The 11,523-nt window shown below is 45.1% G+C and carries 8 protein-coding genes and 2 tRNA genes; 4 read left to right on the plus strand and 6 right to left on the minus strand.

What is annotated here, in order from left to right:
- Positions 1-176: 176 nt before the first annotated feature.
- Positions 177-1,067, minus strand: coding sequence for an HTH-type transcriptional activator IlvY (gene ilvY, locus AB6E85_RS25375; RefSeq protein ID WP_048612410.1), 891 nt, complete (start codon positions 1,065-1,067; stop codon positions 177-179).
- Between the two features lie 146 nt (positions 1,068-1,213).
- On the opposite strand from ilvY, the gene ilvC reads away from it, so the two are divergent.
- A complete protein-coding gene (gene ilvC, locus AB6E85_RS25380) occupies positions 1,214-2,698 on the plus strand; it encodes a ketol-acid reductoisomerase (RefSeq protein WP_017061965.1) in 1,485 nt (494 codons plus the stop codon).
- A 274-nt stretch (positions 2,699-2,972) separates the two neighbouring features.
- Here ilvC and ubiK read toward each other — a convergent pair whose 3' ends face one another.
- From ubiK to AB6E85_RS25400, 4 genes are all read right to left on the minus strand, one after another.
- A complete protein-coding gene (gene ubiK / locus AB6E85_RS25385; protein WP_009848085.1) occupies positions 2,973-3,224 on the minus strand; it encodes a ubiquinone biosynthesis accessory factor UbiK in 252 nt (83 codons plus the stop codon).
- A gap of 119 nt (positions 3,225-3,343) precedes the next feature.
- Complete coding sequence (locus AB6E85_RS25390; RefSeq protein ID WP_050652000.1) at positions 3,344-6,466, minus strand: multidrug efflux RND transporter permease subunit; 3,123 nt, start codon at positions 6,464-6,466, stop codon at positions 3,344-3,346.
- A gap of 11 nt (positions 6,467-6,477) precedes the next feature.
- Positions 6,478-7,584, minus strand: a complete 1,107-nt coding sequence (locus tag AB6E85_RS25395; RefSeq protein ID WP_017629443.1) for an efflux RND transporter periplasmic adaptor subunit — start codon at positions 7,582-7,584, stop codon at positions 6,478-6,480.
- Positions 7,585-7,602: 18 nt separating this feature from the next.
- Positions 7,603-8,184, minus strand: a complete 582-nt coding sequence (locus AB6E85_RS25400; protein WP_017629442.1) for a TetR/AcrR family transcriptional regulator — start codon at positions 8,182-8,184, stop codon at positions 7,603-7,605.
- 180 nt (positions 8,185-8,364) lie between these two features.
- Here AB6E85_RS25400 and rep point away from each other — a divergent pair, with 180 nt between their 5' ends.
- On the plus strand, positions 8,365-10,383 hold the full coding sequence (gene rep, locus AB6E85_RS25405) for a DNA helicase Rep (protein WP_248373539.1): 2,019 nt from the start codon (positions 8,365-8,367) through the stop codon (positions 10,381-10,383).
- A 96-nt stretch (positions 10,384-10,479) separates the two neighbouring features.
- On the opposite strand, the gene AB6E85_RS25410 is transcribed toward rep, so the two are convergent.
- Positions 10,480-10,893 (minus strand): cytochrome c5 family protein, encoded by a 414-nt coding sequence (locus AB6E85_RS25410; RefSeq protein ID WP_017063036.1) that lies wholly within the window; start codon positions 10,891-10,893, stop codon positions 10,480-10,482.
- A 298-nt stretch (positions 10,894-11,191) separates the two neighbouring features.
- Here AB6E85_RS25410 and AB6E85_RS25415 point away from each other — a divergent pair.
- Both AB6E85_RS25415 and AB6E85_RS25420 read left to right on the plus strand, forming a co-directional pair.
- Positions 11,192-11,268, plus strand: a tRNA-Arg gene (locus AB6E85_RS25415).
- 48 nt (positions 11,269-11,316) lie between these two features.
- Positions 11,317-11,392, plus strand: a tRNA-His gene (locus tag AB6E85_RS25420).
- The last annotated feature ends 131 nt before the right edge of the window (positions 11,393-11,523 follow it).

Here is an 11,523-nt window from a genome sequence, read left to right on the forward strand (position 1 = left end):
CGGCAACCGTTAATAGCGGTTCTAGGGTTCAAATCCCTATCCCTCCACCACCATTGAAAAGCCCGCTGAGAAATCAGCGGGCTTTTTTCATATTTGTCGTTTAGAAAAACAAAAAAGAGCACTAACGTGCTCTTTGCCTGTGACTCCATACCTGCTTGTTATCACTAATAGATTAACTAGTCTTGCAGGTATTTCCCTTCGGCGACCTGCCAAAATGCTCTAATTAATGGGTTTTCTAATTGTGCACGCTTACAGCACACCCCTAGTTCAAATGGTTTGATTGGCTCTATCTTTAAACGGTCTACTTTGTCACGTACCGGGCTGTTGTTGATGACGACATCTGGAGCAATACCAACCCCACAACCAAGAGCAACCATACTGACGATCGCTTCATGCCCTGATACCTGAGCGTAAATATTGGGTTTTATCTTCATCTTTTTGAACCATGCATTGGCACGTTCTCGGGCAGTTCCTGCTTCTGGGATGATAAAGGGCACTTCATTCCAGTTTGGTTTATCAGATTGCAGCTGTTGGCTAAAGCTACTCACGCCAGATGGAATGATGACTGACAGTGGAATATCGCTGATGGTCTCGAATTCTAACCTTGAAGGAAGGATGTCTGGCTTTGCTGAGATAGCGATATCTGCTTCATCGTTTAAGATCTTGTCGATGGATTGTGCTGGATCGCCAGTAGAGAGCTTAAATTCAATATACGGATGAATAGCCCTAAATTCGGTTATGAGTTCAGGTAGGTGACTGTAGCTAGCTGTTACTGAACAAAATATACGTATCTCACCTTTAAGCTCTTGCTCTCCGCCCTTCAGATGAAGGTTATATTGCTGCCATTCACCCACAATGCTCAATGCTACAGGCAATAGGTGTTTTCCTGCTGGGGTCAGATCAACACTGCGGTTGTCTCTGATTAGCAGTTCTTGTCCTGTTTCCTCTTCAAGCTTTTGTATCTGACGGCTCAGCGCTGAAGGACTGACGTGCATAGCAGCAGCGGTTTTGCTGAAACTCTTGCTGTCGCATAAATGTATAAATAATTGTAGGGATTTTATGTTCATGTTCTGCGATCGTTTCCATGTTGCATTTATTGCAATAACTAATTGTGAATATATCACTTTCAGCAACGGAGTGTCTGTTTTAGTATGAAGTCATTCGATAGAGAGATATCGACCTTACGGACTTATTTTTAAAGGAGTGCCCTAGAATGGCTAACTATTTCAATACATTAAACCTTCGTGAACAACTAGACCAATTAGGTCGTTGCCGCTTTATGGATCGTGAAGAATTCGCGACAGAAGCTGAATACCTTGAAGGTAAGAAAATCGTAATTGTTGGTTGTGGTGCTCAAGGCCTAAACCAAGGTCTAAATATGCGTGATTCTGGTCTAGACGTATCTTACGCTCTACGCCAAGCGGCAATTGATGAAAAGCGTCAATCATTCAAAAATGCTGATGAAAACGGCTTTGTTGTGGGTAGCTACGAAACACTAATCCCTCAAGCAGACCTAGTAATCAACCTTACTCCTGATAAGCAACACACAAACGTTGTTGAAACAGTAATGCCTCTAATGAAGCAAGGCGCTGCTCTTGGTTACTCTCACGGCTTTAACGTTGTGGAAGAAGGCATGCAATTACGTGCTGACCTTACTGTAGTAATGGTTGCTCCTAAGTGTCCTGGTTCTGAAGTTCGCGAAGAGTACAAGCGTGGCTTCGGTGTACCAACACTTATCGCTGTTCACCCTGAAAATGATCCTAAAGGCGAAGGTTGGGATATCGCTAAAGCTTGGGCCGCAGGTACTGGTGGTCACCGTGCCGGCTGCCTAGAGTCTTCTTTCGTAGCGGAAGTTAAATCTGACCTGATGGGTGAGCAAACTATCCTTTGTGGCATGCTACAAGCGGGTTCTATCGTATCTTACGAGAAGATGATTGCTGATGGCATCGAACCTGGCTACGCAGGCAAGCTTCTACAATACGGTTGGGAAACGATCACTGAAGCACTTAAGTTTGGTGGCGTAACTCACATGATGGATCGCCTATCTAACCCAGCTAAAGTTAAAGCGTTTGAGCTTTCTGAAGAGCTTAAAGATCTAATGCGTCCGCTTTACAACAAGCACATGGATGACATCATCTCTGGTCACTTCTCTAGCACAATGATGGCTGACTGGGCGAACGATGACGTGAACCTACTAGGCTGGCGTGAAGAGACAGGCGAAACGGCATTCGAAAACTACCCAGCTTCTGACGTAGAAATCTCAGAGCAAGAGTACTTCGACAACGGTATCCTAATGGTTGCTATGGTTCGTGCTGGTGTTGAGCTAGCATTCGAAGCTATGACAGCATCAGGCATCATCGACGAGTCTGCTTACTACGAATCTCTACATGAGCTTCCACTAATTGCAAACACAGTTGCTCGCAAGCGTCTTTACGAAATGAACGTTGTAATCTCTGATACTGCTGAGTACGGTAACTACCTATTCGCTAACGTAGCAACACCGCTACTACGCGAGAAGTTCATGCCTTCAGTAGCGACAGACGTAATCGGCCGTGGTCTAGGTGAAACATCTAACCAAGTTGATAACGCTAAGCTAATTGAAGTAAACGAAGCTATCCGTAACCACCCTGTAGAGTACATTGGTGAAGAGCTACGTAGCTACATGAGTGACATGAAGCGTATCGCTGTAGGCGGTTAATGAGTCTCTTAGATACTGACAAATTTGCAGAAAAAGCGAAGCAGTATCACTAACTCCTTACAGGTTGGAGTTATAAATAAGCAACACAACATCTAATAGAAAGGCTTGGTCGCCGTTGACCAAGCCTTTTTGCTTTTAGTAACAAAGTCTTAAAAATCAATCAAATGAATATTGCTTGATAGGTCTTTGTCTATTTTCAGTTCTTGATTGATCTTCAGAAATACAAAAGGGTTGGTGCTTTCACACCAACCCTTTCAGTTTTCTTGCTTTATGCTTACTTATCAGCAATCTTTGCTTCTAAGTCCGCTAACTTTTGTTCCATTTCAGTCAGCTTTTGGCGAGTGCGAAGCAGTACTTGTGTTTGAACATCAAACTCTTCACGGCTCACAACGTCTAGCTTGTTCAGTTGGCCTTGGATAACCTGACGAACTTTTTGATCTACGTCTGAACCAAGCTCTTTTACTGGTTGAGGCATAGAATCGTGGATCTGCTTAGCAATCTGCTCTAGTTTTTTTGGATCAAACATATCAATTAAAACTCCTGAATATTTACCACTATTCTATTTAATCACACTTGAGATGTCGCCTATGGCGTATAAAAAAAGGCCACCGAAGTAGCCTTTTTATTGTTAATACGACTTAGCGATTACTTATTATCAGCTAATTCTCTGTGTGCCGCTTTTGCTTCATCGACACGAGCTAGCTTTTCTAGATCTTTGTCTTCAACAAATACAGGTAGAGGTTTGTGTTTTTCAGCCAAGTAGCTGTAAATCACTGGCAGTACAAATAGCGTAAAGATAGTACCAATCGCTAGACCAGCAACGATTACGATACCAATACTAAAGCGCTGAGCTGCACCCGCACCACTTGCGTACATCAGTGGGATTAGACCCGCGATCATCGCAGCTGTTGTCATCAGGATTGGGCGAAGACGAACCTTCGCAGCTTCCATTACCGCTTCGATACGAGTCTTGTGATGATGCAACTGTTCTTCTTTTGCAACTTCACAGATCAAGATACCGTGCTTGGTAATCAGACCGACCAAGGTGATCAAACCTACTTGCGAGTAGATGTTCATCGTTGCCGCACCCCAAGCCAGAGCGATTAGGGCACCACAGATCGCCAGTGGTACAGATACCATGATAACCAGTGGATCTTTCAGAGATTCAAACTGAATCGCTAGTACCAAGAAGATGATAGCCAGTGCTAGACCAAAGGTCGCGTAAAGTGCGCTACCTTCAGTTACGTATTGACGCGCTTCACCCATGTAATCGTGGTTGTAGCCACTTGGAAGCTTATTCGCCGCCGTGTCTTCAAACCATGCAATTGCATCACCCATTGCAGCGCCTGGAGCTGGTACTGCACCAATCGTAGCTGAGTTCAATTGGTTGAAGTGAGGAAGAGAACGAGGCTCTGCCACAACATCTATCGTAATCAGACTGCCTAGTGGTACAGCATTACCGTCCGCAGCACGTACGTAGTAGTTATTCATCGATTCTGGGTTCAAACGGAATTTACGTTCAACCTGAGGGATAACCTCGTAAGAACGACCATTCAAGTCGATACGGTTTACGTAGCCATCTGACATCATGGTACCTAGCGTGATACCGATATCTTGCATGGTCACGCCGTAAGCGCCCGCTTTATCCTTGTCGATGTGTACTTTCATCGTTGCTGAGTCATAGTTCAGATCGAGATCCGAGTATACGAACAGTGGGTTGGTCGCTACATCAGTCAAGATGTCAGTGGTGATTTGAAACAAGCTCTCAAAACTGTTTGGTGTTGTAATAACAAACTGAATTGGAAGACCTGAACCCGCACCTGGTAGCTCTGGCATTTGGAAGGCTGTTACTGCCATTCCAGGCACATCTTTCACCAAACCACCAACGCGGTTTGCTACCTCAGATTGGCTTGCTTCACGCTCACTCCAAGGAACCATAGATGCAATACCAAACGCTTGGTTTGCATTAGGAACACCAGTGAACACTTGCGCGTAAGCCACTTCTGGCTGATCAGACAGGATCTTGTTTACGTCGTTCATGGTATTTTGCATGAAGTCTAAGTTCGCATTAGATGGTGCCGTACCCATCAGCATGATTACACCTTTATCTTCTGAAGGTGCTAATTCACTAGGGATGAACTTGAACAACATCGGCAAACTTGCAAATACGATGATAGCAAAGCCAATAAATACTGGACGGTGCTTCATAACCGCGCCAAGCATACGCTCGTAACGGTTAGTCATACCATCCAAAACGCTATGAACCTTCTGCTCAAACTTGCTCGGCTCAGCGTGAGCTTTCAGCATTTTTGAACACATCATTGGCGACAGCGTTAGTGCCACGATACCTGATACAAATACAGAACCGGCTAGGGTTAATGCGAACTCTTTAAATAGTGAGCCCGTGATACCGCCCATCATTGCGATTGGAGCGTATACCGCACCTAGCGTTAGTGTCATTGCGATAACAGGGACCGCAATTTCACGAGTACCGATGATCGCAGCGCGGAAAGGGGACTCTCCGAGCTTGATATGCCTGTCGACGTTCTCAAGTACTACGATCGCATCATCTACCACCAGACCGATGGCGAGTACCATTGCCAGTAGCGTCATCAGGTTCCAAGAGAAGCCCATTGCCTGCATTACCATTGCCACACCAATCAAAGACAGTGGGATAGTAACGATAGGGATCAGTACCGCTCGGAATGAACCTAGGAACAAGGTAATTACGATCAATACGATTAATGCCGCTTCAAGAATGGTCTTAATAACCTCTTGAATTGATTCGTTAATCGCAATGGTTGAATCGTACATTACGTTCATAGAGATGTTGCTTGGTAGGTTCTTCTCTAGTTGAGGAAGAAGCTCAAGTACATCTGCAGCGATGTTGATTGGGTTCGCACTTGGTGCCGCATTAATTGCTGCAACAACCGCTTCCTGACCGTTCGCACTTGCACGGTAAACGTCGTGGCTTTTCTCTAGAGAAACCTTAGCGATGTCAGACAGACGAATAATCTCACCTTCACCACTTCTAACGACTAAGTTCTCTAACTCTTCAGTGTTCGATACTTGCGTGTCGGCACTGCCGTTATAAAGAACAAATTCCCCCGTTGCTTGACCCGTAGCTGATTGGTAGTTGTTCGCATCCAATACCGCCATCACGTCAGTTGCAGTTAGGTTTACCGCCGCCATTTTTGATGGATCTAGCCACACGCGCAGTGCGTATTTCATACCACCATATAGGTCAACTTTAGATACACCATTTACCGTGAATAGTTGCGGGTTGATTACACGCTCTAGGTAGTCGGTAATTTGGCTCGACACCAACTCATCACTAGTAAAACCAATGTAGAGTACCGCCGTCGTTGAACCGGTAGACATAGTTACGGTTGGATCTTCGGCTTCTTTAGGAAGCTGAGAACGTACCGAGTTAGTCTTGGCCAGTATGTCAGACAGCGCCGCATTCGGGTCGGTGTTCAACTTCATGTTAACGGTAATAGTAGAGCTACCGAGCACAGAAGAAGAAGTCATATAGTCGATGTTATCCGCTTGAGCCACAGCCTGTTCGAGGGGCTGGGTGATAAAGCCTTGGATAAGATCAGCACTTGCACCGTAGTAACTCGTGGTTACGGTTACGACGGTATTCGTCATTTCAGGGTATTCACGCACCTGCATTTTGAAGATTGCTTGTAAGCCAAGCAGCGCAATCAAAAAGCTGATGGATACCGCTAGAACTGGACGTTTAATAAAAACATCAGTAAAGCGCATTGTGCCTCCAGTTACAGCTTAGGTGTTTCAGATGGTGGAGTGATTGCATCACTTTCAACAACCTTAACTTTGGCACCGTTACTTAGACGTACTTGGCCAGAAGTTACAACCGTATCACCGGCTTTAACGCCTTCAAGGATGTGTGCAATATCAGCTGTACGCTCACCTACTTTTACAACATGTTGAGCAACACGTTGAACGCCGTCTTCTTCAGTCAGGATGTAAACATTGTCACCGTATAGAGTGAAAGTAATCGCCGTTTGAGGCAGAGTTACTTGGTTCTCTAGTTTAGGCAGAATGATGTTAGCGCGAGCGAACATACCGCTACGAAGCTTGCCATCATTATTTGGAATGTCTGCTTGAACTTGGATAAGACCACTTTGGATGCTTACTGCGGGTTCAATTGCACTGATAGAGCCTTCAAACGGTGTCTCTGGGTAAGCATCAACAAAGATGTCGATAGCCTGGCCAACATTGATACGAGAGATATCTGTTTGAGAAACTGTGAAGCGCAGACGCATGACACTGGTATCTTCTAAACGAACGATATCGGTACCCGATTGTAGGTATTGGCCTAGATAAACGTTACGAATACCAACAGTCCCGTCGAATGGTGCGCGAATTTCACGACGCTCGATCGATGCCTTTAGGCTTTCAATGTCAGCAGATAGAGAGAAGTAGTTCGCTTCTGCTTCATCGTACGCTTCTTTAGAGATAGAACCTTTCTTGAATAGACCTTGGTAACGTTTGTATTTTGCTTTCGCAGCAGGCAAACGAGCTTCAGAACTCTTTAGGTTTGCTTTCTCTACGTCAGAATCAAGACGTACCAGTTGCTGACCATTCTTAACATCAGTACCTGATTCGAAAGAGATCTGGTCAATAACACCGCTGGTTTCGTTCGCTAGTGTCACACCTTGGTTAGGTTCGATGAAGCCGATAGCTTCAATCACTGGAACCCAGTCGATCGGCTGAACTTCAGTTACCGTTACTGGAAACTCTGGTTCAGGGCGGTTGGCCATATACTCAGCAATTTTTTGTTGTTTGAACATGTTAAACCCAATAACGCTGCCGAAAAGTAGTACAGCGATGAGTAACATGAAGAAAGTCCACTTTTTCATTATGGTCAAAACTCCGATCTAGTGTTTAATTATTGCGTCCCAACTGGCTTCGATTGCAGATTCTAGTTCTGCCTCATCAAGTTGGTAAAATCCTAAAGAATGCTTGCGTGCTAGAGAAACACTAGCCGCCAAGCTCAATCCACCTAATACTTCATTGTTAAGTGGTTTAAACAATCCTTGTTCTTTCCCCTCATTAAATAGCAGCTCAACTTGGGCAAACATTTTACGTTCTAGTTCCCTGAAGTTTAGGCTATTTGTGATGGGTAGAGAGTCATACTGAACCCGATTTTTTATTGCGGCTAAATTCGTTCCTGCTAAGTTCCATATGTTCAACCACATAGTACGGTAGCGTTGTTTAATTGGATCCGAATCATTAACCCCTTCTTGAACAGCATCAGCTACTCTTTGAGTCACGAGCATTCGAACATCTTCTATCAAATGCTCTTTATCATCGAAGTAGCGATAGATAGTGCCTGCAGCTACTCCCGCTTCTTTGGCTAATTTTTGCATTGAAAGGCCTTGGAAACCGACCTCTGCAATTAGCTTTTCAGCTGCAGAAAGTATTTGCTGGCGTTTATCCCGAGGTGCATGAGTTGTCATATTTCAATCACCAATGAATGAACGTTCATTCATTATAGCCTAATAACCACACACATGTGCAACAAAGTTTTACATAATCAGCGTAAAAATCTTGTATAAGAGAACGTAGCATTCGCGCTGTTGCAGCATTATTATAGGCGCGCAATTGAATTCGCCCCTCTAGACCAAACTGAGAATCAAATGAAACTGAACCCAAGACAAGATGAAGCCGTGAAATATGTTTCGGGCCCCTGCTTAGTATTAGCGGGCGCTGGATCCGGTAAAACACGTGTTATCACCAATAAAATTGCTTATCTGGTTCAGGAGTGTGGTTACAAGGCGCGTAATATTGCGGCGGTGACTTTTACCAATAAAGCAGCACGCGAGATGAAAGAGCGTGTTGGGCAAACCCTGGGTAAGGGCGAATCGAAAGGGCTGATTGTTTCGACCTTTCATACCATGGGCTTAACCATCATTCGTCGTGAATACAAAGCGCTGGGTTTGAAAGCGGGTTTCTCTCTGTTTGATGACCAAGACCAACTAGCTTTGTTAAAAGAGCTAACAGAGAGACAGATCGATGGTGATAAGGATTTGCTACGCGCTTTAATGAGCACCATTTCGAATTGGAAAAATGACATGCTAACGCCAGATCAGGCGAAAGCACGTGCTCAAGGCGAACAAGAGCAGTTGTTTGCATTCTGTTTTGAGATGTACCAGAAACAGATGAAGGCATACAACGCACTCGATTTTGATGATCTGATCGCGATGCCTGTATTGTTACTGAAAACCAATCAAGAGGTGCGTGAGCGCTGGCAGTCGCGTATCCGCTATTTACTGGTCGATGAATACCAAGATACCAACACCAGCCAATATGAGTTGGTTCGCTTACTGGTGGGAGAGCGTGGTCGTTTAACGGTAGTAGGTGACGATGACCAATCTATCTACTCATGGCGTGGTGCAAAACCGCAAAACTTGGTGTTGTTGGGTGAGGACTATCCGAATCTTCGCTTGATCAAACTCGAGCAAAACTATCGCTCAACCAGTCGAATCTTACGTGCGGCGAACATCTTGATCGCCAACAACCCACACGTTTATGAAAAGTCACTGTTCTCAGAGATCCCAGACGGTGAAAAGCTCAAGGTACTGAATGCTAAGAATGAAGAGCATGAAGCCGAGCGCATTACCGGTGAGATCATCGCCCACAAGTTTTTGAACCGTACTGAATATAAAGATTACGCAGTGCTTTACCGTGGTAATCACCAATCTCGCTTGATAGAAAAAGCCTTGATGCAGAACCGTGTGCCTTACAAGATCTCTGGCGGTACCTCTTTCTTCGCTAGAGCTGAGATTAAAGACATCATGGCTTACCTGCGTGTGTTGGTGAACCCTGATGATGACAACGCTTTCCTACGTATTGTAAATACACCGCGTCGTGAGATTGGTCCGGTGACGCTTGAGAAATTAGGTAGTTACGCCAATATGCGCGGCAAAAGCCTATTTGAAGCTAGCTTCGAAATGGGGTTAGAACAGACATTGACTGGTCGTGGTTTAGAAAACTTGCGCCGTTTTTCTGATTGGATTGTTCGTATCTCCGATAATGCTGAACGTGGAAACACCGTTGAAGCGGTTCGATCCTTGGTCCGTGACATCAATTACGAAGATTGGCTCTACGAAACCTCTCCAAGCCCGAAAGCTGCTGAAATGCGAATGAAGAACGTCTCTGATCTCTATAGTTGGATTGTGGCCGATCTTGAGGGTGACAATTACGACAAAGAAGAGAAAACCCTGCGCGAGGTGGTTCAACGTTTAACGCTGCGCGACATGATGGAGCGTGGTGAAGATGATGACGATGCAGACCAAGTTCAATTAATGACTCTGCACGCTTCGAAAGGCCTAGAGTTCCCGTATGTATTTCTGATGGGTGCAGAAGAGGGCATCTTGCCACACCAAACCAGTGTTGATGAAGGCAACGTAGAAGAAGAACGTCGTCTTATGTATGTGGGGATTACTCGAGCGCAGAAAGAGCTGACCTTTACTAAGTGTCGTGAACGTCGTCAATATGGTGAATTAATCAAGCCAACACAAAGCCGCTTCCTTGATGAGTTGCCGCATGATGATGTGGAGTGGGAAAGCGTTAAGAAGCCTCAATCCGCTGAAGAAAGAATGGAGAAAGGGCAGGCGCACATTGCGAATATTCGAGCGATGTTCAACAAGAAGTAATGCTCTGCTTTTATAGAACTATATAGAAGCCAATAAAAAAGGTGACCATGAGGTCACCTTTTTTGAATCTGGCATCTTTTATTACAGATCGGTAAATTACAGACCGGCAATCATGTGCTCGATAGCATCTTTGATTTCGTCGTCTGAACAGTCCATACATGAACCTTTCGCTGGCATCGCATTGAAACCGTTGATTGCGTGGTCAGCTAGAATGTCGCGACCTTGAGCAATACGAGGACCCCAGTCACCAGCATCACCTGTTTTAGGTGCGCCACTTACGCCAGATGCGTGACAAGCGATACAAAAGGTACCGTAAACTGCTGCGCCATCACGAGGGCCTGTTGGTTCTGCGGCTACTGGCTCGCTGCCGACTAGGTAAACTTGGCCAACTGGTTTGATGCGTTCAGCAATTGCATCGTGCTCTGCTTCGCTTAGGCCTGCAGCCATTGCGCCAGTTGAAAAGGTTAAAACTGCGATGACAACGCTTAAAATTCGACGAGACATATCCATTAAACTCACTTTACATTCCCAAGGTAAGTACATGCTTACCAATTTATAGTGTTGGAAGGGTGTTTTGGCTTTAACCAGCAAAGAGCAACTGTTAAACCAATGTAAATAATGGGTGATTATATCCCGATAAGTTGTTGCAATAAACAACAACTTATAAGCTGTGGCGGGTTGTAGTACTCAAATAAGGGGTTTATCACATATTAACTGTCGAAAAAGAGACCAAACAGAAAAAAAAGTTAAAAAAGTACTAGACGGCATTGGGTGATATACGTATTATTCCACTCCGCCGACAGGGCATGCGCCTGTAGCTCAGCTGGATAGAGCGTTGGCCTCCGGAGCCAAAGGCCGAAGGTTCGAATCCTTTCAGGCGCGCCATCCGGTCTCTTACTTCGGTAAGTGAGAAATTGGCAAAAAGAAATAATGGTGGCTATAGCTCAGTTGGTAGAGCCCTGGATTGTGATTCCGGTGGTCGCGAGTTCGAATCTCGTTAGCCACCCCATTCTTTCTTTACAAAATATCGGTAGCTTCGGCTTCCAGTGTTGATTCATTATTCCCAAGAGTCGATACAAAACTAGTCGGTGAATAGCGCAGCTTGGTAGCGCATCTGGTTTGGGACCAGAGGGTCGGGGG

It is taken from the genome of Vibrio sp. 10N.247.311.51 (genome assembly GCF_041467855.1).
GTDB classification, from domain to species: Bacteria; Pseudomonadota; Gammaproteobacteria; order Enterobacterales; family Vibrionaceae; genus Vibrio; species Vibrio coralliirubri.

Excerpts from the sequence above, each read along its gene's own strand:
- ilvY (WP_048612410.1), bottom strand. The coding sequence starts at position 1,067 with ATGAACATAAAATCCCTACAATTATTTATACATTTATGCGACAGCAAG.
- ilvC (WP_017061965.1), top strand. The coding sequence starts at position 1,214 with ATGGCTAACTATTTCAATACATTAAACCTTCGTGAACAACTAGACCAA.
- ubiK (WP_009848085.1), bottom strand. The coding sequence starts at position 3,224 with ATGTTTGATCCAAAAAAACTAGAGCAGATTGCTAAGCAGATCCACGAT.
- AB6E85_RS25390 (WP_050652000.1), bottom strand. The coding sequence starts at position 6,466 with ATGCGCTTTACTGATGTTTTTATTAAACGTCCAGTTCTAGCGGTATCC.
- AB6E85_RS25395 (WP_017629443.1), bottom strand. The coding sequence starts at position 7,584 with ATGAAAAAGTGGACTTTCTTCATGTTACTCATCGCTGTACTACTTTTC.
- AB6E85_RS25400 (WP_017629442.1), bottom strand. The coding sequence starts at position 8,184 with ATGACAACTCATGCACCTCGGGATAAACGCCAGCAAATACTTTCTGCA.
- rep (WP_248373539.1), top strand. The coding sequence starts at position 8,365 with ATGAAACTGAACCCAAGACAAGATGAAGCCGTGAAATATGTTTCGGGC.
- AB6E85_RS25410 (WP_017063036.1), bottom strand. The coding sequence starts at position 10,893 with ATGGATATGTCTCGTCGAATTTTAAGCGTTGTCATCGCAGTTTTAACC.